General features: G+C 44.8%; 25 protein-coding genes and 1 tRNA gene. 7 read left to right on the plus strand and 19 right to left on the minus strand.

All coding sequences use genetic code 11. The annotated features are described in order from the left end of the window. Window positions 1–137 precede the first annotated feature (137 nt). Complete coding sequence (gene aroA / locus BLS14_RS11640) at window positions 138–1433, minus strand: 3-phosphoshikimate 1-carboxyvinyltransferase (protein ID WP_063565570.1); 1296 nt, start codon at window positions 1431–1433, stop codon at window positions 138–140. 164 nt (window positions 1434–1597) lie between these two features. Here aroA and BLS14_RS11645 point away from each other — a divergent pair, with 164 nt between their 5' ends. Then, the gene (locus BLS14_RS11645) at window positions 1598–1903 is read left to right on the plus strand and encodes a rhodanese-like domain-containing protein (RefSeq protein ID WP_063565569.1); all 306 of its coding nucleotides are present in this window, start codon (window positions 1598–1600) and stop codon (window positions 1901–1903) included. Window positions 1904–2176: 273 nt separating this feature from the next. Here BLS14_RS11645 and BLS14_RS11650 read toward each other — a convergent pair whose 3' ends face one another. From BLS14_RS11650 to BLS14_RS11670, 4 genes are all read right to left on the minus strand, one after another. Continuing rightward, entirely contained in the window at window positions 2177–2686 is a 510-nt protein-coding gene (locus tag BLS14_RS11650) for a shikimate kinase (protein ID WP_231952443.1), read from the minus strand. Between the two features lie 520 nt (window positions 2687–3206). Then, entirely contained in the window at window positions 3207–4616 is a 1410-nt protein-coding gene (gene gndA / locus BLS14_RS11655; RefSeq protein WP_064636561.1) for an NADP-dependent phosphogluconate dehydrogenase, read from the minus strand. A 171-nt stretch (window positions 4617–4787) separates the two neighbouring features. Next, on the minus strand, window positions 4788–5387 hold the full coding sequence (locus BLS14_RS11660) for a hypothetical protein (RefSeq protein ID WP_063565568.1): 600 nt from the start codon (window positions 5385–5387) through the stop codon (window positions 4788–4790). A 520-nt stretch (window positions 5388–5907) separates the two neighbouring features. Further along, a complete protein-coding gene (locus BLS14_RS11670) occupies window positions 5908–7200 on the minus strand; it encodes an MFS transporter (RefSeq protein ID WP_063565567.1) in 1293 nt (430 codons plus the stop codon). Between the two features lie 294 nt (window positions 7201–7494). Between BLS14_RS11670 and BLS14_RS11675 the strand changes: the two genes are divergently transcribed. After that, window positions 7495–8970 carry an aminotransferase class I/II-fold pyridoxal phosphate-dependent enzyme gene (locus BLS14_RS11675; RefSeq protein ID WP_063565751.1) on the plus strand — a complete coding sequence of 492 codons (1476 nt, stop codon included), beginning with the start codon at window positions 7495–7497 and terminating at the stop codon, window positions 8968–8970. Window positions 8971–9209: 239 nt separating this feature from the next. Here BLS14_RS11675 and BLS14_RS11680 read toward each other — a convergent pair whose 3' ends face one another. The 7 genes from BLS14_RS11680 to BLS14_RS11710 all read right to left on the minus strand — a co-directional run bounded on the left by BLS14_RS11680 (window position 9210) and on the right by BLS14_RS11710 (window position 13092). After that, entirely contained in the window at window positions 9210–9527 is a 318-nt protein-coding gene (locus BLS14_RS11680; protein WP_063565566.1) for a DUF1292 domain-containing protein, read from the minus strand. A 97-nt stretch (window positions 9528–9624) separates the two neighbouring features. Beyond that, the gene (locus BLS14_RS11685; RefSeq protein WP_063565565.1) at window positions 9625–10179 is read right to left on the minus strand and encodes a hypothetical protein; all 555 of its coding nucleotides are present in this window, start codon (window positions 10177–10179) and stop codon (window positions 9625–9627) included. 228 nt (window positions 10180–10407) lie between these two features. Further along, window positions 10408–10605: a hypothetical protein gene (locus BLS14_RS11690; protein WP_090951644.1), complete on the minus strand. Its 198-nt coding sequence runs from the start codon at window positions 10603–10605 to the stop codon at window positions 10408–10410. 101 nt (window positions 10606–10706) lie between these two features. Continuing rightward, window positions 10707–11447 carry an SDR family oxidoreductase gene (locus BLS14_RS11695; protein WP_090951647.1) on the minus strand — a complete coding sequence of 247 codons (741 nt, stop codon included), beginning with the start codon at window positions 11445–11447 and terminating at the stop codon, window positions 10707–10709. Between the two features lie 6 nt (window positions 11448–11453). Then, a complete protein-coding gene (locus BLS14_RS11700) occupies window positions 11454–12068 on the minus strand; it encodes a TetR/AcrR family transcriptional regulator (protein WP_090951650.1) in 615 nt (204 codons plus the stop codon). A gap of 188 nt (window positions 12069–12256) precedes the next feature. Continuing rightward, entirely contained in the window at window positions 12257–12436 is a 180-nt protein-coding gene (locus BLS14_RS11705) for a hypothetical protein (protein ID WP_064636548.1), read from the minus strand. A gap of 68 nt (window positions 12437–12504) precedes the next feature. Next, window positions 12505–13092 carry a TetR/AcrR family transcriptional regulator gene (locus tag BLS14_RS11710; protein ID WP_063565561.1) on the minus strand — a complete coding sequence of 196 codons (588 nt, stop codon included), beginning with the start codon at window positions 13090–13092 and terminating at the stop codon, window positions 12505–12507. Between the two features lie 196 nt (window positions 13093–13288). Between BLS14_RS11710 and BLS14_RS11715 the strand changes: the two genes are divergently transcribed. After that, window positions 13289–13969, plus strand: a complete 681-nt coding sequence (locus BLS14_RS11715) for an SDR family NAD(P)-dependent oxidoreductase (protein ID WP_090951652.1) — start codon at window positions 13289–13291, stop codon at window positions 13967–13969. Window positions 13970–14134: 165 nt separating this feature from the next. Here BLS14_RS11715 and BLS14_RS11720 read toward each other — a convergent pair whose 3' ends face one another. From BLS14_RS11720 to BLS14_RS11730, 3 genes are all read right to left on the minus strand, one after another. After that, on the minus strand, window positions 14135–14695 hold the full coding sequence (locus tag BLS14_RS11720; protein WP_090951655.1) for a YdhK family protein: 561 nt from the start codon (window positions 14693–14695) through the stop codon (window positions 14135–14137). Window positions 14696–14936: 241 nt separating this feature from the next. Further along, window positions 14937–15356 carry an organic hydroperoxide resistance protein gene (locus BLS14_RS11725; protein WP_090951658.1) on the minus strand — a complete coding sequence of 140 codons (420 nt, stop codon included), beginning with the start codon at window positions 15354–15356 and terminating at the stop codon, window positions 14937–14939. A 222-nt stretch (window positions 15357–15578) separates the two neighbouring features. Next, complete coding sequence (locus BLS14_RS11730) at window positions 15579–16775, minus strand: NADH-dependent flavin oxidoreductase (RefSeq protein WP_090951661.1); 1197 nt, start codon at window positions 16773–16775, stop codon at window positions 15579–15581. A 127-nt stretch (window positions 16776–16902) separates the two neighbouring features. Here BLS14_RS11730 and BLS14_RS11735 point away from each other — a divergent pair, with 127 nt between their 5' ends. Beyond that, window positions 16903–17238: a winged helix-turn-helix transcriptional regulator gene (locus BLS14_RS11735; RefSeq protein WP_176854462.1), complete on the plus strand. Its 336-nt coding sequence runs from the start codon at window positions 16903–16905 to the stop codon at window positions 17236–17238. A gap of 147 nt (window positions 17239–17385) precedes the next feature. Here the strand turns inward: BLS14_RS11735 and BLS14_RS11740 are convergent, their stop codons facing one another. Next, window positions 17386–17766: a hypothetical protein gene (locus tag BLS14_RS11740; protein WP_063565555.1), complete on the minus strand. Its 381-nt coding sequence runs from the start codon at window positions 17764–17766 to the stop codon at window positions 17386–17388. Between the two features lie 650 nt (window positions 17767–18416). Continuing rightward, a tRNA-Val gene (locus BLS14_RS11745) sits at window positions 18417–18489 on the minus strand. A gap of 153 nt (window positions 18490–18642) precedes the next feature. Here BLS14_RS11745 and BLS14_RS11750 point away from each other — a divergent pair. The 3 genes from BLS14_RS11750 (at window position 18643) to BLS14_RS11760 (ending at window position 19915) form a co-directional block, all read left to right on the plus strand. Next, the gene (locus BLS14_RS11750) at window positions 18643–18888 is read left to right on the plus strand and encodes a hypothetical protein (protein WP_176854465.1); all 246 of its coding nucleotides are present in this window, start codon (window positions 18643–18645) and stop codon (window positions 18886–18888) included. Between the two features lie 236 nt (window positions 18889–19124). Then, complete coding sequence (locus tag BLS14_RS11755; RefSeq protein WP_063565750.1) at window positions 19125–19568, plus strand: GNAT family N-acetyltransferase; 444 nt, start codon at window positions 19125–19127, stop codon at window positions 19566–19568. A gap of 110 nt (window positions 19569–19678) precedes the next feature. Beyond that, a complete protein-coding gene (locus BLS14_RS11760) occupies window positions 19679–19915 on the plus strand; it encodes a DUF3892 domain-containing protein (protein WP_063565553.1) in 237 nt (78 codons plus the stop codon). Between the two features lie 60 nt (window positions 19916–19975). Here BLS14_RS11760 and BLS14_RS11765 read toward each other — a convergent pair whose 3' ends face one another. Further along, window positions 19976–20257: a hypothetical protein gene (locus BLS14_RS11765; protein ID WP_063565552.1), complete on the minus strand. Its 282-nt coding sequence runs from the start codon at window positions 20255–20257 to the stop codon at window positions 19976–19978. After that, on the minus strand, window positions 20251–20463 hold the full coding sequence (locus BLS14_RS11770) for a hypothetical protein (RefSeq protein ID WP_064636528.1): 213 nt from the start codon (window positions 20461–20463) through the stop codon (window positions 20251–20253). The genes BLS14_RS11765 and BLS14_RS11770 overlap by 7 nt, the downstream gene beginning before the upstream one ends. Window positions 20464–20610 lie beyond the last annotated feature (147 nt).

Below are 20610 nucleotides of genomic sequence, written 5' to 3' on the forward strand. Positions count from 1 at the left end.
ATGGAGTAGCGGAGCGTAGGGAAAACTACGTGAGCAACGGACATTTCGGCTGAATTCCATATTCGATGCTGATGATGCCTCCAGGCATCCTTCGTAATCAAAAGCGGTTTTTTGAACAACCTCTTAAACGTGTTATCTTACTCTTTTACCCATTGAACCGAGGCGCCAAGCGCCTGCAAATGATCGAAATATTGCGGATAAGACTTGGCTACATGGTGTGCATCCCGAATACGAAGCGGTTCTTTGGAACGCAGACCGACAACGGTCAGTGCCATAATTACGCGATGATCGTAGTGAGCGTTGATCTCAACGCCGCCTTCGACGCCTTCCGGACGACCATGTACGATAATCTCGGCCTGACGTTCTTCTACGTTGGCTCCTGCCTTCCGCAGTTCGTTCAAATAATCTGTAATTCGGTCACATTCCTTGTAACGTAAGTTCTCTACATTATAGAACCGTGAGGTGCCTTCCGCAAACACTGCCGCCGCTACCATGGCCAAAACCGCGTCTGTCGCGGCATCTCCATCGAATTCCACGGCTTTCAATGTACCGTTACCTTGCACGTGTACCACATCGTTCTCATGCGTCAACGGCACTTCCATCATGCGCAGAACGTCTACAATGGCACGCTCACCTTGTTTGCTCTGTTCCATCAATCGCAAAATTTTAACATCCGATTGGGTGACAGCCGCGGCCGCGAGGACAGCTGCTGAACCCGGATAGTCTCCTTGAACCGTATATGTTTGTGGTTTATAGGCTTGACCGCCAGGTACGCGGAAGGACATGTAATCATCACTCGCATGAATGACGATGCCCGCCTGTTCCAATACTTCCAGCGTCTGGCCAATAACCACTTTGGATTTCAAGTCGTTTAATACTTCAATTGTGCTGTCTTCTTCCAGAAGAGGAGTTACAAACAGCAACGCGCTCAAATACTGGGAGCTGACGGAACCGGATACACGGATATGTCCACCCTTAGCCTGACCCCCTTTGATCGTGATTGGCAAGCGCCCTTGTTCGTGCTGTACCTCAACACCAAGCTGACCAAGCGCATCGATCAGGTCATCATGTGGGCGTTTGCCCAGAGAATCCGGGTACGTATTTACAAACGTCACATCAGGACAAAGTGCCGTTACCCCCATCAGGAAACGAAGCACTGCACCCGCATTGCCTACATTTAATTCACGCACATCACGTGGATGGCTGCCGAAGCCCTGGATAACGATTTTGCTATCATCTTCTTCAAGCACCGCTCCAAGGTCGCGAATACATCTGCGCATAGCGTCACTATCTTCACTATGAGCCGGGTAATGGATCGTACTTGTGCCTTCTGCCAGCGCAGCAGCTAGCAAGTAGCGTGTGGTGTAGTTCTTGGAAGACAAAGCTCCAATTTCCCCGTTCAGGGATGGGGTTGGTTTAACGATAACGTCCATGGATGAAATTCTCCTTCATTGATTATAATGTGCTTCGTTAGATGATTCTGTTACGTATTTGATTCAGGATACATGCGGTGATGTTGTACTGCCAAATTGACATTCCATACATCGCTTGGGTATCATTATAGGCGTTAAGTCCATACAGAAAAGAGGACCTGAATATGACACAAATTGCTGAAATTGAAACTTCTGAGCTACGCCGCCGTTTGCAGGCGGGAGAGAAGCTGCAGATGATAGACGTCCGTGAGGACGATGAAGTCGCACAAGGCATGATTGAAGGAGCGAAACACATCCCGCTTGGACAGATTCCGGACAGACTGTCCGAAATTCAAAAGTCCGGTGAGATTGTTCTGATCTGCCGCAGTGGATACCGTAGTGAGCGTGCCTGTGAGTACTTACAGCAGCTCGGATATGATGGCTGTACCAATATGGTTGGCGGTATGCTGCAATGGCAAGAGGAAGACTAAACAACATCAGGATCGAGGTTAATGGTTAGGATATCTGCAATAAGCAGTTCTCGGTAACCAATGTGCATCCTGATCCTTACAGGAAGTCAAACGGGCCAATCGGCCCGTTTTTCACATCGTTCCACGATCACATGGCTCCATTCACCACTTTAAACCCTTCGGCATATCTTCTTCCACATGCGAAATGTATCCCTCTCTCCATGCATCGACCCTGCACTCATGTGTACAGTCTATCCATACACTCACTGAAGAGAAAACGAAATAATTACAAGCTTAGACGCGGTAATGCGCTAAAATTAAACGAGTCACTTCAGAAGCGGATAACTCGGTCGTATCCACCGTGTAATGCGCAAACCGGTATGCGTCCTTCCGTTCCTGCATAATGGTCTGAATGCGTTCCTCCGCATTGCCTGCCAAGAGCGGACGGTTCTCACAGCCGCTGACACGTTCTACTATCACTGCCGGATCAGCAGTCAGGGCAACCACCCAGCCGTTCTTCGACATAACATCACAGTTGTCCGAACGCAGAACCACACCGCCTCCGGTTGCAATCACCTGCGCCTTTTTCTCTAACACCGAGCACAACATGCGACTCTCGGCGTCGCGGAAATATGTCTCTCCCTTGCCTGTGAACAATTCAGGAATCGTACAGCCTTCCTCTTTCTCCACCGCGGCGTCCACATCAATCAGTCGGTAACCCAGCTCGCGTGCGAGCATGTCAGCAACGGTTGATTTGCCAGTTCCCATCATGCCGATGAGAATAATATTGTTAGACTTGCTCAAGGTGTACACTCCTTTAATTCAAGCAATTCATGAGCACTTTTGTCCTATCATAACACAGCCCTGCGGACGGGGGAAGGCCATAGTGTGGCCCACTTCCCTCCAAGCATCCGCAAGCACTTCCAGATCATATCGAAGCATGTCCATGTACTCCAAACGATTTTAACGAACTCAGATCAGCTTATTTCCGAATTATAAGCGATTTTAGAATTCTAATGAATCTCAGGAAACTCATTTCACAAAAACACCTTCAAAACAGCGCAATTTCGCTCCAAATGTTGTAAGTAGGACCTTCTGAGTTCGTTAGAGAATAGAAAAGGCTCATATCCACGAAATAGAGCATCTCAGGCTCGTAAAATGTAGAAGCATCTTAACATACGGTAAAAAAAAGAGACCTGGAGTTCATCGGTATGAACCGACTCTCCAAGTCCCCTATCTAAGCTTCTGTCCAAGCCCTTCTTCCAGCCAAGGCCCCTGATTCAGGACACTTTAGCCAAATCTCACGGACTTGCGATATATGCTACTATTCCATCCAGTTGTGATGGAAGCTGCCTTCTTTGTCCAGACGTTTGAACGTATGAGCACCGAAGTAGTCACGTTGTGCTTGCAACAGGTTCGCAGGCAAACGCTCTGTACGGTAGCTATCGTAGTAGGACAATGCACTGGAGAACCCAGGGACCGGAACGCCTTGAGTTACCGCAGCAGCTACAACTTCACGCCATGCACCTTGGTAGGATTCAACAATGTTTTGGAAGTATGGATCCAGAAGCAGGTTTTTCAGTGCTGCATCTTTGTCATACGCTTCTTTAATGTTTTGCAGGAACTGCGAACGGATGATGCAACCACCACGGAAGATCATGGCGATGTTGCCGTATTTCAGATCCCAGCCGTACTCGTCGGAAGCTGCGCGCATTTGGGCAAAACCTTGTGCGTAGGATACGATTTTACTTGCAAACAGCGCTTTGCGAACATTCTCGATGAACGCTTTTTTGTCACCGGAGAATGCTTCAACCGCAGGTCCGTTCAGGATTTTGCTCGCTGCCACACGCTCGTCTTTCATCGCAGACAGGAAGCGGGAGAATACGGATTCTGTAATCATGGACAATGGTACGCCGAGATCCAGCGCGCTTTGGCTTGTCCATTTTCCTGTTCCTTTTTGTCCAGCTGCATCCAGAATGACATCAACCATTGGTTTGCCCGTTTCCGGATCGTATTTGGAGAAGATATCTGCTGTGATTTCGATCAGGTAACTATCCAGCTCTCCCTGATTCCATTCTGTAAAGATGGCGTGAAGCTCCTCAACGGACACATTCAACACGGATTTGAGTAGGTGGTAAGCTTCACCAATCAACTGCATATCTCCGTATTCGATACCGTTATGCACCATTTTCACATAGTGTCCAGCACCATCTGGTCCGATATATGTACAACAAGGATCGTCACCGACTTTGGCCGAAATGGCTGTCAGGATCGGTTCAACCAGCTTGTACGCACTCTCTTGTCCACCTGGCATAATTGCAGGGCCTTTCAACGCGCCTTCTTCCCCACCGGATACACCTGTACCGATGAAGCGAATGCCTTTGTCTTCCAACTCTTTGCTGCGACGTTGGGTGTCAGGGAAGTATGCGTTACCGCCATCAATGATGATGTCGCCCTCATCCAAATGAGGAAGCAGTTGTTCAATGGTAGCGTCGGTTGCATAACCAGCTTGTACCATGATCAGGATTTTGCGCGGGGATTCCAGGGATGCCACAAACTCTTCAATAGAGAATGTGCCTGTCAGGTTTTTACCTTCGGCTTCTTTCAGAAGATCGTTGGTTTTCTCCGGAGAACGGTTAAATACCGATACCGTGAAACCTCTGCTTTCAATGTTAAGGGCCAAATTTTTGCCCATTACTGCAAGTCCAATGACACCGATCTGTTGTTTCGCCATCTGGTCCTCCATCCTTTGCTCCAATTAATTTTATTGAAATGAATTCTCAACAATACCCCCATTTTAACGGTTTTACGCATAGAAGTGAACCCCGGACCATGGTCGCACAGCGAGAAAACACCCCAATTACCTGAGGTGTTCATCGTATTTTCATAAATACAGCGTTATATTTCAGCCTTCCAGCATCAACATGTGCCCTGACAACTGCTTTAAGACTTTACGACAGACATTTGCTTTTTCGATATTATCCATCTGAATGGCGGCATACAGACGCTCCAGTTCATCATCCACTTCCATGCGCAGCAGCATGAGTCGCTCCTCGCCTTCGCGCGAGAGGAACATTTCTTCCATCTCTTCCGCCGTCGGCGCAGGTTCCTTTTGAAAAATAACACGCTGTTTGAACCCGGATACTTCAACGAGACGAATGACTTCACCAAACAAAATATTCTCCACGGTCATCTGCTGATCCTTAAACCGTTTCACAACGGCATGCCCACGTGTATCCCCGATCAGCTTCTCCAACCATTCCGCAAGCTTTGCGTCCTTGATAATATAATCTCCGGTCATCTTGTAATTCCCACTGCGCGTCTGTTGAAAACGGAGCTTTACCAGCTTGCGTCCGGTGCGGACTGACAGAATAAAAAAGGATTCGTCCTCGCTCCAATATAGTGAATACCCCTCACGAATAAGGTCTTTGATCAAATTTTGGATATGCCGACGGTTGAACCGCAGCTCCAGATTGCAATATTCAACTTCATAACTCTTATTCACGGCACTCCCTCCATCTGTACCGGAGATGCTCCGGCCATCTTCTTCAATCGCTTCTACTCAATCGGCTTACCCTATTTTATACTTCATTTTATGTAAGGGTACTTGGTTATTTGACTATTTTTCACCGATTGATCCGAAGGATCGCAGCTTTCCGCAGATGCACAGGGGCAAGCCCCCGTTTTTCATGATATAATGGACGCGAAATAAAGGTATGCAGAGGTTATATGCGGACTGCGAATTGATCGGGATGATGCCCTTGCTGCGGATGGGGAAAAGTCCCTGGAAACGGTTCGTTCAACGTTCAAAACACTGCTGCCGCTCTATAAGATGTCTTTGTCTTAAGTACGTTGAACGATTAGTTCCCAGAGTTGATCACTCCGGCGGGCAGAATAATCTTCCCGTCGTTAGCTGAATGGATGCAATGGTTGCACCATGCTACATAAAAAGGGAGTTCCACAACCTGAATGGTTGTTGGAACTCCCTTTTCTTATTGGATCCACCTTATCAGACTTCAATCGCATCATTTGGCAGGAGCTGTACGATACGGTTTACGGGATAACACATAGTGCACAACGGCAAGTCCAGCCATAACGACAGCACTTCCGATAAATGGAGCCGGATGACTAACGTGATCCCACAGCAGTCCGGATACAATCGGCCCTACGACCATGCCTGATCCCTGAAGGGTCAGGAAGAAACCCCAGATCGCTCCGCGTTCTCCTTTGGGAATCAATGTGGCTACAAACGCATTCCAAGCCGGGAGAATCATCGCATAGCTGACGCCAACCAACATGACGATACCGAACACAACTGGAATAGACGTAATAGAAGAAAAAGCAAACAGACTCACTGCTGCCATTAAAAAACCGATGTTCAGGAACGGTGCCGTTCCAAACCGGTCTACCATTTTCCCTACAGGCAGCAATGCAATGACCGTAATGCCTCCACCCGCTATCAGCAACAAGCTGTATAGGTTGGGCGAGATGTGCAGGTCTGTGCGAGTGTATAGCGTAATCACGGGACTGAGCAGACCAATAACAAAAGACTGCATGAATAGTGCAGGATATACGAGCGGATTAACATTAAGGGTGCTGCGTACCCGTTGCAATGTACCCTGGACACTGTTTTTGAGTCGGATGAACGGCGTGAAAATATTCGGTTTAGCCGGATATTTCATATCTGACCGCTTCGTCTCACTTTCCGCATGCTCTCCCTCAACAATGACACGTCCGGGTAAAATCAAAGCGACCAGAATGACCAGAATTGCAACACCCATCAACACCAAGAAAATGGTGCGATAATCGTGATGCGTCCGCTCCAATAGCCAGTTCATTCCGATCGGCCCTAGACCAGTCCCCCCAAGTGCCGCCATCTCCAGCGCACCCATGGCTGTACCGTTCTTGTTCTGTGGCCCCGACATCGCAGTCACGCCTGTCATAGCGCAAGGCCAAAGGGGTGACGTACCAACTCCAAGAATGAGACAAGCCATGGCAAGGCCAAATGCACTTTTGAAGAATATAATCATGATTACAGCAACTAATGTACAAATTAGCGCCGTCACCATTGTCGCGCGAAACCCGATCCGTTCTGCTGCCCATCCAGAGGGAGCCCGGAACAGATTATCTCCCAAATATTGAAGGGCAAAGGCCACACCAATCACGCCAGCGGACAAACCCAGAATATTGTCCATATACACGGGCAAAATAGCGACCAGCAGGGCACCTTTAATAATTTCAACTAGAAAAAGCGTTAGCCACATGGCGATAAAGAAAGGTGATCGCAGAATTTTGGCTGGTTTTGTATTAGTTTGCATTCTTTTTCCCCTTTCGATGCTTGCTTGCCCATCTCCTATCCTTACTGTAACCCTCGGGGATGTGTCCAAATCTCAGCAATTCGAAAAATTGTCAAGCAATATTGCTTGCATTCGGTTCTTAATTTGCTATACTCAAATTTGTTTGAGATTACAAAATGATAAGTTATCAGCGAAGCTGAACTAAATCCGTGATCGCAAGAAAAACATCCGCTACAAGCGGTCTGTCTTCATAGAATTTACGTCGAAAGACGTTTTTCTTACAAATTATAATTAGGAAAGGTTGTGACAGCACTGATGGATCACCGCCGTACGCCGCTGTTTACCGCTTTAAAAAATCACGCGGCACTCAATCCGGTGCAATTTCATATTCCGGGACATAAAAAAGGATTGGGAACGGATACCGAATTTCGTGAATTTATCGGCGATAATGCCCTCTCCATAGATTTGATTAACATCGCACCGCTAGATGATTTGCATCAGCCAACCGGTGTCATTGAGGAAGCGCAGATTCTGGCAGCCGATGCCTTCGGAGCCGATTATACCTATTTTAGTGTACAAGGCACAAGCAGTGCCATCATGACCATGATTCTGTCGGTATGTGAACCGGGTGACAAGATTATTGTGCCCCGTAATGTGCATAAATCGGTCATGTCTGCCATCATTTTCTCAGGAGCGAAACCCGTATTCGTCTCTCCTGCGCAGGATGCCAATCTAGGGATTGATCACGGTGTCACTACAGGCGCGATCCGACGTGCTCTTGAGCGTCATCCCGATGCCAAGGCTTTGCTCGTCATTAACCCAACGTACTTCGGCGTATGTACCGATCTAAAAGAAATTGTTGAACTGGCGCATAGCTATCAAGTCCCAGTACTTGTGGATGAAGCGCATGGCGTACTCATTCATTTCCATGAAGATCTGCCGCTCTCAGCCATGGCCGCCGGGGCTGATATGGCTGCAACGAGTGTACACAAGCTCGGTGGTTCGATGACCCAGAGTTCTGTACTCAATCTGAACACGAAGAATGGATATGTGAATCCACAACGTGTACAAACCATTCTGAGTATGTTGACTTCAACGTCGACTTCTTACATCCTGCTGGCTTCGCTCGACACGTCGAGACGTAATCTGGCTCTGAATGGCCATCAGATGGCACAGAAAGCCATTGATCTGGCTGAGTTTGCAAGACGCTCCATTAATGATATGGACGGACTATATTGCTTCGGCAGAGAGCTGCTGGGCACAGAGGCTACCTTTAATTACGACCCAACCAAAGTAACCATTCATGTTCGCCACCTTGGAATTACAGGCTACGAAACAGAGAACTGGCTACGTGAGCATTACAAAATCGAGGTGGAGCTCAGTGATATGTATAATATTCTGTGCCTCATCACACCGGGAGATACGGATGACTCCGTAGAAATCTTGCTGAACGCCCTGCAGGATCTATCCCGTACGTATTATCAGGTGAATCCAGCCCATGAGCTGGTGGTCAAGGTTCCAGATGTACCACAGCTGATGCTGACTCCACGTGATGCGTTCTATGGTGATACCGAAGTCATTCCTTTCAAGGAATCCGCAGGTCGGATTATTTCGGAATTCATCTACGTATATCCACCAGGAATTCCGATTCTGCTGCCAGGTGAGGTTATCACTCAGGAAAACATCGATTACATCATTGATCATGTTGAAGTTGGACTGCCTGTAAAAGGACCTGAAGACCGGAGCGTAACCAACGTGAAAGTCATCGTGGAAGCAGATGCAATATTCTAGAACAGCCACCTCTGCATGAGGTTGATCGATCTCTAAGGACCAAGCGGGATGCTTGGTCTTTTTATTTTTTCTCCACACAGACTTGTCCTGCCTTGGGCTTATGATCGCTGTATCGTTTGCATTTTTCCACCTATTCCACTATCCTTATCGCAAGAAAAAACAGCATATACACCTAATAAAAAGCAAACAAAAGGCCCCCTATAATTAAGGAGCCTTCTTGCTTTATTCCAAAAGGATGACTATTCTTGGCTTGCAACGAGTTCGTTGTACGCCGCTTCAACACGGGTCCACTCTTCTTCGTCTTCAATATTGTAGAGCACCATTTCCTCGTCTTCTTCTTCCATACGCAGAATGATGCCGTCAGCTTCAGGATTGTTACGTTCCAGCAGGAGCGCATAAACATGCTTCTCCACGTCAAACGTCTCCACCAAAACCATCTCCACGTCATTTCCGTTCTCGTCTGTCAGTGTCAGAAGAACTTCTTCATGCTCGTGGTCGTGGTCGTGGTCTTGACCGCATCCGCAGGCATCGCCGTGTTCATGTGTGTGATCGCTCATTGATATACCTCGCTTTATAAATAGAAATTGTGTAACCTTGCATATCGTAACATGTTCAATGGTCCAGGTCAATTTAACCGACAAGGTTATTTTTGCTTCAATCGTTCAGCGCGGTAATGATTTTCTCGGCTGCCAGTACATAATTACTGTTTGCATTTTCTTTAATATAAAAACCGACTTGATACTTGCCAGCTCGGCTGAAATCATACGTAAAATCGTACGTTCGGAACCAGAAGTTATCCTTCTGTGTCTTAAGCTCCTGAGACTGAATATCCTTAACCTCACCACTTGGATTGGTAATCGTCACCTTCACGGCAGCTATATCTGTTGTCAAACTGTCGACTTGTGAGAACACATTAAATTTCAACTTACCCACGTTCACGTTGCCAAACACGGTATCTCCCTTGAAGAGAAAAATATGTACATTCGGTTTGATAACCGTTACTCTCTTGTTTGTGGTATCCCATCTGGCGATTCCGCCCGCTTCTCTTACAGGTACATAGGTCGTTCCGTCAATCAGATAACCACCGTCAGCTGCTTCCTTGCCGTTAATGAGAACCCGAATCTTCTCGTTCACTGAATCTGCAAACAATAAAGACCCGCCGAGCAAGGAGAATACCGTGACACACAGCAAAATTCTTTTCCATTTCATTCCGTCAATATTCCCTCCCCTGCTGCTAGCTGTTGTACATTTATACTGCAGGTTCATCCACAAAGTTGCGCTGTTTTTCACCATTTTTCATTTTTTATCCAGAATATTTTCCACCCCTTGGAACGATCAAAAAGAGGCGTTCCCTGTTAAAGGACGCCCCTATAGTATAGTTGTTGGCAATACGTAATTATACGAACTTCTTGTAGGTCAAACTTATTATGAAGTGGACTACGAAGTATGACGAGTCAATATACAAGGTACGCCCTTGCCTACAGCTCCATCGGTTCGCATCCTTGCTGCATAATCCATTCCTCGTGTACAGGGGGTCTTGCAACGCTCACATACATCCGAAGTAACCAATTTCATGGATACACGAAGTTTGTCACTCTTTAACGCGGGAGCCTTTTTTCCCTTTGGTTTTGCCATCCCGGATTCCCCATTTCCCCAATTGCTTGCTGATGTAATGCATCATATGGGGATTCGCCCGGTTGTGTGTCAAAAGCAATAAACTTCGTGCATGATATCGTTTAAATGAAACCGCCGTTTGCACGCAGCGTCTGTCCTGTAACCCATTGCGACTCTTCACTGACAAGGAAAGAGATCACATTTGCAATGTCCTCCGGTTCACCTAAACGACCAAATGCATTCATTTTACGTAGCCCTTCGAGCTGTTGCTCCGTCTTCCCTACAGAAAACAACTCGGTATTCACCGGGCCTGGTGCAACAGCATTAATAGTGATTTGTCTGGAGCCAAATTCTTTTGCAAGCTGACGAGTAATCTGTTCAACTGCTCCTTTGGTACCTGCGTACACGCTGTATCCCGGAAACATCTGTCCGGTTACAGAAGTGGAGAAGTTAACAATTCGGCCCTGCTCCTCCATGTGTTTCAATGCTTGCTGACAAGCAAAAAATGTACCTTTCACATTGATGGCAAACTGCTGATCGAATTCTTCCTCCGTCACATCTACCAAAGGCGTTGTCTTCATGATGCCTGCATTGTTGATCAGAATATCAACTTTTCCAAGCTGGCTAATCGTTTCGGAAAATAAACGCTCCACATCTTCCTTTCGGGCAAGGTCAGCCTGAACGGTAATGGCACGGACTCCTTTTTGGCGAGCAATATCTGCCACCTGCTCTGCTTTGTCGGGGCTGCTCGCGTAGTTAATGACGACATCCGCGCCCAATTCAGCGAGTTGCTCTGCTATAGCACGTCCGATCCCCCGGGATGAGCCAGTTACAATGGCTACTTTACCTGCTAGCTTTTTCATTTACGATTACTCCCTCTCTTGTTCAAAATGTAATAATCCCTTTTCTATCAACAACCATACCTGTGCAAATTCCGCATCAATTGTAGGGCTCTGCCATTCATAGGCGTGTGCCGGATGATGAAAACGGGCTGTAGCTTGAAGGATCGCCGTTGCAACCACGTCTGGGTTGTTAAATTGGAACTGGTTCTCCTGTTGGATGATCTCACTCAAATGACGTACAAGATGTTGCACATGTTTATTGATAATATCTGCGGATTCCTGAGTTACCCGTGCGTACATCTCAAACAACTCTGCATCGGATTCGGCATAATGACGTTTATGAGCAATTAATGCTTCTATATATACTTTCAGATGACGTGTTCCCTCTCCGTTATAACTCTGATCCTTAGTTATTGCCGTCAAAGGCGTAATAATCTCATCTTCGAGCCATTGTGCGGTCACGCCTTCAAGTAATTCTTTCTTGCTTTTATAGTGCCTGTAAATCGTACCGTGACTAACTCCAAGCAATTTAGCGACATCCGTAACAGATGTTTTGGCAACACCGAAGCGCCGGAGAGTTTCCTGCGTTGCTCCAATAATTTGTTCCTTAGTTAAAAATTCAGAAGTTTTGTCCTTTTCCATAATGATTAAGATGGTTACACCATCCTCAAGTCACCTCCGTTGAAATTAGATTAACACAGAGAATAACAAATGACAAATATTTATTTTTGTCATTTGTTATTCTCTTGATGATTTATATGTAAGAGCGTAAAGAAAAAAAGAGCCCATTTAATATGGCCCTTATCCAAAGTTTTAATGTTTCTCTTTTTCTAGAAAACGAACTTAAACAATACGAAGATTACCGCAAGAATCCCAGCGAGAATTAGCCAGTTGCTAATTTCCCACCAAATGCTTTTCCCTCCGGCTAAAAGCTGTTGTTCATTTTCTTCATGGCGCTGTTTGTGTGTATGTGATTCTGAGGCATGGGGCGGCTTGCTAAAGTCCATCATATACATTCCCCTTTCCAGCAGCTTTAATCTTATGGTTCCATTATAACCCATAAATGAGCAGAAATTTATTAATTCTCAAAAAAGATGCTATTTCCATACAACAGTAGAGGAAGCGTGTCATTAATCCATTGTTCCATAGGCACGTTCCGCCCCTGCAGGTTCCATTGATAAGCCGTGCCATACATCCCCCAGCTTAACAGAACTGCTGCTGTCTCTTTACGAGAGTTCTGCCCCGGTGTGGAGGTTTTCTGACGATTCAACAGTTGCAAAATAATAATCTGGATTTTTTCTCTAATTTGAAGTTCCAGTACGGTTCCCAGTGACCTGTAACTTCGTTCGCAGCGAGTACTGACTTCAGCATGAAATTCACACAGGGCTGTTAATATTTTTCTCAAAACTTCTTCATTAAATGTATCACCCTGATCCATTCGATCATTCAATTTCTCCATGAATGAATACGTAACGGTCGAATCCAGAATGGCAAATTTATCGGTGAAGTGTGCATAAAATGTGGCTCGATTCACCGTAGCTTTTTCGGTAATATCCCCCACGGTCAGAGAATCAAAGTCCTGATGCTGCAATAGGGATAGGAACGCATCCTGCAGGAGCTGACGTGTCCGTATGACACGAGGATCCTGGTTATTTTTGATCGTCATTCGAACGTCTCCTCGCCTTTTGCATAATGTTCGCAACAAAAATATAGGAACTGTTGTCTACGCAACGATTCTGCATTTTTGCTGATTGTAAGCCTGATTGGATTAGTATAGCATGCTTAACAACAAGCGTTGTTTACATTACTTTAGTTGTCTAGTCTACTATTTACAATATAAGAATGAAAAGGAGAAACATGATATGAAAACCATCGTCATTGTTGGCGCAGGCCCCGGACTCGGGATGGCTATAGGACAGAAATTTGGACAAAACGGATTTCAGGTCGCTTTGGTATCACGAAACCAAGACAAACTCGATAACCTGGCAGCCCAGTTAAAATCAGAAGGTATTGAAGCATCCGGCTTCGCAGCCGATCTATATAACCCGGAACAATTAACACAAGCTTTTGACCAAATCAAAGAGAAGTACGGTTTTATTGATGTGCTCGAATTCAGTCCAACCGTTGGACAGTTCCCTCCGACACCTGCCATGAATGTTACTGCGGATAATGCATTGGATCAGTTCCAGGGTCTGGTACTTGGTGCAATTCATAGTGTGCAACAGGTATTACCAGCTATGCTGGAACTTCAGACTGGAGCGATTCTGTTCACCACTGGGCTTTCCGCTATATATCCAATTCCGATGATGGGTAACGTGGGGATTGCTTTGGGCGGATTACGAAACTATGCCAACAATCTGCATACGGACCTCGCTCCGAAAGGCATTTATGTGGGTCACCTCTCCTTGGGTGTATTCATCAAGCCGGATACACCAACAGACCCTAAATACATTGCTGACGCTTGGTATGATATGTATGTGGAGAAAGATAAAGCTGAGGAAACATTCCCGGTTGGTGTTACTCCAGAAACGATTGTATGGTAACTGGAGATTTTCAAAAGATAGTTTTGCGTTGTTATATATAAAACCACCCTTTTCACTTAAAAAGTGAGGAGGGTGGTTTTGGTAATCACATAATGACTAACACAAGTTATACGCATGGATGTGAGGCTTAACAACTATTACTTCAGGCACTTACTTCAAGCTCTCTCATTTAGCAGACAATTCTTCTTCCGTGACCCATTTATGATTCTTCACCGGATCTCCGCCTGTGGTCGGGGTATAATCAACCATATATACCGTCGTTTGCTCAGCGGAGTCAATCGTTGCCTTAGCACCTTTCATTCCTGGCATGTGGTCAGCGTTCAGCACAACCTCTGCTCCTGCTGCATACGGTTGATCCGTATGGTCCTGAATTTCCTCTTGAATGACCCATTTATGATTTTTCACAGTGTCTCCCCCTGTAGTTGGTGTATACGAGACTGTATAAGCTGTTGTCTCATAGGCTCCCACAATTGTTGCTTCTGCACCCTTCATTCCGGCCATATGGTCCGTACTCAACACGACATGGCTGCTCACTGGATATGTAGGATTTTTCTTTTCCTGAAGTCCTTCCGGTAATTCTCCCGAATCCGAGTGGTGCATCTCTCCTGTGCTCGCTGCATGACTGTCACTACTGCTATTATCCTGCTCAGCATTCTTGCCACATCCACTTAACATCACACTGCCCGTGATCACCGTAGTCAGCAATATCATTGCATACTTTTTCATGAGTTGCACTCCTTTGAACTTTCGATTTCTACTCTCATAATATACCCCATATGGGTATATTTCAACCGTAATTGATTTCTTTATCTATTATTTGGTTGGTTATCGCTGCAGAATTAAGAGCATATCAAAAAAACCTCCGATTTTTCGGAGGCCTTCAGTTTTTAGAAATTATTTTAAATACATGCTTCAGACTTCAACATGAAGTTCGAAACGAAACCGTTCGATCGACTCAGCTCAATAATTAGGCTAGTCCCACGGTAACATTGACGTTCCCTTTGATTCCTTTGGAATATGGGCAGTATTCATGCGCAAGTTTTACAAATTTATGTGCTGTCTCCTCATCCAAACCCTCAATTTTAACTTCAAGTTCCACTTCCAGTTTCACACCATTATCCGTAGGGTCTGTCACAAGCATAACCGTAGCCGATACTGTGCTTCTCTCAATTTCGACTTTGTGTTTCTTTAACTGAAATTCCAGCGCTGAATTAAAGCAAGCACTGTAGCCTGCTGCAAACAATTGCTCTGGATTCGTAGCTGTCGTCACTTTGCCTCCCAGTTCAGGTGGGGCAGCGACATCAAGCATAAATACGTTATCTGGCGATTGCACAATCCCTTGACGTCCACCTGTATTGATAACTGTAGTTTCATATAATGTTTTCATGAGTATTGGCTCCTCTGTAATTTAGATTTTATTTTGTAAAGATGATGTCTCTTTTGTTTTGCTAACAATTAGATTGTACACAATTTAATTGTGTTTGTAAATCATTATTATAAAAATTAAAAACAACCATTCCCTCTTGTAATAGCAGGAAATGGTTGCTCCGTAATTGATAAATATCTATCACTGATCCAAAAGTTGAATCTACCTAATATAGTTTAGCTTTTACATTTTCTTCTCAAAGCCCTCCATCGGTGCAAGTGAATTCTGGTAGTCAGTCCCTTCCTGACTGTCGGTAGTAAAGTGCATGACCTCCCGAAACGAACCTTCCAGATAAGTCTGCATCGCCAATGGAATGCGCAACTCATCCATATCCGACGGGGATATTTGGTAACGAATGCTGCCAAGGTCACCTGCTTTCACCTTCTGTACCCATTTTGGCTCACGAATCAATTCCCGTCCGAGTGCAGCCAAAGTTGCCCCGGCGTTGATGACCTCTTCCGCGTCTTCCGGCCGCTCAATCGATCCGATGCCAATCAGAGGTTTTTTGTGATCCAAAACCCGGACGAATTTAGTTAAGATTGGCTCTTTGTCATCGGGGTGGTTTAAAGATGTTCGTTTGTAACTTCCCATCGACAGATGAATGTAATCAACCCGAGTGTCTGTCAGCGCCTGGGCAAAAGCCAAGGAGTCTTCGAGCTGGATGCCCGGCATATGAATTTCTTCCGGTGAAATCCGGTAACCGAGGATAAAGGGTTTATCCGCATGGGCATCAATAACTGATGCAACCTCCTGAATGACTGCCAGCGGAAATCGCATACGATTTTCAAAACTGCCACCCCACTGATCGGACCGTTGATTGGAATTGACGGAGAAAAATTGCTGCAATAGATATGTGTTGGCCCCGTGAAGCTCTACCCCGTCAAAACCAGCTTGAATGGCTCGTAAGGTTGCTCTGCCGAAGTCCTTAATAATGTTTTCGATTTCCTCAGGAGTCAATTCACGCGGCGTCTCCGAGCCGATTGGATGAGCGGCAGCGATTGCACTCGCACTGGTGGGTTGTACACCTCTTAGCGTTTTGGAGTTCGTTTTGCGCCCTGCATGAAAGATTTGCACAATGGCTTTCGTTCCGTCTTTCTGAATGGCTCTTGCAATTTTGGACAGTCCTTTGATTGTAGAATCACTTGCGATGGAGAGCTCACCTTCGAAGCCTTTTCCCCCATCGGTTACGTACGCAACACCTGTAATGATCATTCCAGGGCCTCCAGCCCGTTCGGCATAATAATCGACTTCATCATTGGTGATGGAACCATCGAAGAAACTGGACATTGTTGTCATTGGCGCCATGACCACTCTATTTTTCAACGTAAAACCATTCGCAAATGTATAAGGCTGCAAGAAATTACGATTACTATTTTCCATATATATTCTCTCCTTTTATTAGGCGTGTCCACCCTTGTCTCTGTTTCATGAGTTATTGTATAGTAGGGTGAAAAAAGAGTATAGTATGCACTTAAAAGGTAGATACTAACTAAAAGGAGAGTGGAATATGGAAATTGCTGAGGAAGTAAACGTTAAACCATTTTCACATGCCATGTCGTTGATCGGTGGAAAATGGAAAATGCATATCTTATTTTGGTTATGGAAAAAAGAAACATTGCGATATGGAGAACTGAAAAGAGCTTTGGATGGAATTACGCATAAAATGCTAAGCTCTCAACTGAAGGAACTAGAAGCCGACCAATTAATTATCCGTACAGAGTACCCACAATTACCGCCAAAAGTAGAATACTCTTTGTCTCGTGAAGGATTAACGCTGATGCCTGTGCTGGAGAGTCTCTGCGATTGGGGTAGACAGAATCTTGCTGATTTGCAGAAGAATTAGTCAAACTGCTGCAAGCTATATGTATATTTTCAGTAGAATACTACAAGTGGAGCAGTACGTGAACTGAATTTACTTGTTGGGATTTTAAAGTGCTCGCAATCATTATGGAGAGCATCTTTTGGGGGAGTAGTGTAGTGTAGTTTAGTTTTAATCTTCTGAACTCTCAAGTAGAAATTTCCCGATAATATTCTCGTTGCTATCGTATAAGTTTATATACTTATCGACTTTTGGTTCATTCATACTCTGAATTGCTTCTTCGGGAGTTTGTGGCAAATCTTGATTCATATCTGAAGTCTTGATGTAACCTTCCGTTCCGTTTACACCTATAGCCTTAACTAAATCTATTTCTTTTCCATCATGATAAACAAATGAACCATATGTTTCACCTTTATCATTGATTTTTACTTCCATTTGATCTTCAGAGGGACTAGTATTAGCAGATGCAGCTCCCCATCCATAGACACCTATTCCAATCCCTAAAGCAAAAATCACACCAACTGTAATGAATTTTAGTGATTTTGTTCTCATAAGAATATCCTCCTATAGTTGAATGATTAGTGCTGTTTTATTCAAGTTATTTTTGGTCTGCTTGAAAATGCACCCTGATCTTTACTTGTGAAAGTACTCAAAACTTTGTTTGTAATTTTAATTTCCCTATATATAAATGAACACTTACAATCAGAGAATGTTACACAGTGAGAAAACTTTTTATATATAATCAGAACGCCGGTAGTTCTGCAATTGTTCATTTTAATTCTGCCGGTGCTGGATCGCTGCATCATAAGCAGTTATTTTCTCATTATGGAGGCTTTTGACGGCAAATAGTCGATTTATAATTATTTCTGCCAAGTGATTAAAACTTTTGGTTGCTGTTGGAACATTCCAATAATTAAATTTCACGGAATGCGACATACGCATGCAAAAGAAACAGCTGAAAAGTTAAACACTGTTCTTTTCGGTTAACGTAAAAAATACCAACTCACAGTTAATGTGACGTTGGCATTTTTTTAACGATAATCAATAACAGAACTTGTAGAAAGCAATTTAATTAACGAGATACTTAGCAAAATAACATGATCTTGACCAAAAATTAACCATTTCTCTTTAATGAACACAAAATTATAGTGTAGTTTCTTCTATAAGGAAAAGAAGCCTTGCTCTGCAAGGCTTCTCGCGTATGATCTGTAGTGGGCTCGAACCACTGACCCCTACCCTGTCAAGATAGTGCTCTCCCAGCTGAGCTAACAGATCATGATATCTGATTGTTTTCCAATCGAGTAACAGTATCATACCAAGTAACCGTGTTCATTGTCAATCGTTATATTGGTAATATTTTATTCGAATTGGTGCACAATAAAGGAATGATTACCATTTTGATGACGAGGTGACTTCCATATGAGGAACATGAAAGAACGTAAGCTGCGTTTATTTATCATAGCCAAAAACTTAGCCTGTTTGATTGCGCTTGTTGCATTAATATACGTTTCTGTCGGTTGTAGTTTGGAACGAGATGAACATACAGTACAATTCCAACAGTTAAAAGAGTCCCATGAGGTGAATGATGATCTGCCCGTTTGGCTGGATGTGTATTCCAAGTCTGTTGTGCATGACGTTTACTCCCCACAAGGCAATGTTGAAGTCTTACCCTGAGGAACATCAAATTGCATTTCACTCGTCTTCGTCCCACTTTTTGGAGTACGCCTTCTTAGTCACATAATACAACAAAGCAATCATTCCTGCCGCCATCAAAAGGGTGATTGCCATCACTCCTGCCATACCCATGGTGCGCCCCTCCTCTCCCAGTATGTTCCAGTCTTAACTATACAGGAAAAGCATTTTTTTGTATAATTCAGTCTGATAGCGTAGAGCAGAAAGAAGGTATGGAATTGGCAGCTGAGATTAGTTATGTAACGACTGAAGAACAACTCCAGGAAGCATTGGATATTCGCAATCATGTTTTTGTAATCGAGCAGCAGGTGCCTGCTGACATTGAGATCGATCAATATGATATCATCAGTCCTGATGTGCATCACGTATTGTTGAGTAAAGATGGACAGGCTGTAGCCACAGGGCGTCTGATCTATTACACCAAGGATACCGCCAAAATGCAGCGTATCGCTGTACTCAAATCTCATCGTTCGTTCGGTTACGGACGTGTGCTTCTGTTAGCCATGGAAGAACGAGCACGCGAATTGGGATTGGCCTACTCTGTTTTGGACGCACAATGCCAGGCGCAGAAGTTCTATGAGAAGCTCGGATATGAAGTGATCTCGGAAGAGCCTTTTTATGATGCAGACATTCTGCACGTTCGTATGCAAAAGAGCCTGTAAATAACCTCTGCGTGCGATATGAAGCTATGTAGTGCATACTTTTTTTTGATCCGGACAGGCTAAAGAGGTAACCAGATTCCTATTTGGTCAGATAAGGAGAGTGTGACATCATGGATCAAACGACACGCGAAAGCTTCACAGCAGTACAAAAAAATGGTGACGGCGATCTGACAGCGTTTCAAACTTCATCCGGACGTGTGCTGGATTACCAACAAGCACTGGCAGAAGTAAAAGCAGGATCAATTGCAGGTGTGAACGTCTTTAAAGGCAAAGACGGCGAAATGTACATTCGCGGTGACGCAGACGGCGACCCAACCAATAACCTTGATCAACTTCCTATCTTCTAATAGATGTATGCTGATTAACATGGCGCCAATCCGGCATTCCGGGTTGGCGTTTTTTACGTTTTAATATTCGGTAAAATATTTCACGGCATCGCCAGCAGGCTGGCTTTTGCGAATGGGCTGTGATTCCTGCTCCCATGCTTGCAGAATTAGTATGCCTTCCAGCGTAGACTTGTTCTCCCACACAATATGCTGCCTGCGCTCAAGCTCCAGCAGTGACTCATGAATGAACGCCTTGGTTCTGCCCGTCTTATTCTCCAGCTCATCCATTCGTGGTACTCGGCGACGCTGCCCCGCATAATTAACAATAATACGCAAAATTTTGCGTTCAAAATCATTCAGCATATTTCTTCCTTCCCTTCCTTATGGAGTACGGGACGCCATGCCAGAATACCTTGTTCAAGAAATGTTCGGGGTGCCCCCTCTTTCCCTGCGGATGCTCTAATCTTACCTTCCCGTACACTGTTGATTCGAATCTGCCGCTGTGTAATATGCCCTGCACGATCCATGTAGACGAGCTCCACCATCTGACCAATATATTTCCCTAGCATAATCATCCCTCCAATAAGAACATGTGTTTGTTTTATTATTATATGCGAACATAAGTTCTTTATTCAACAACTAAAAAAAGGATTTTTTTGAAATAAAAAAACCAGACTCACTCCCTCTCATAGGGAAGTCTGGTTCCTATCCTGCCT

This window comes from Paenibacillus sp. OK060, from assembly GCF_900101205.1.
Taxonomy (GTDB): domain Bacteria; phylum Bacillota; class Bacilli; order Paenibacillales; family Paenibacillaceae; genus Paenibacillus; species Paenibacillus marchantiae.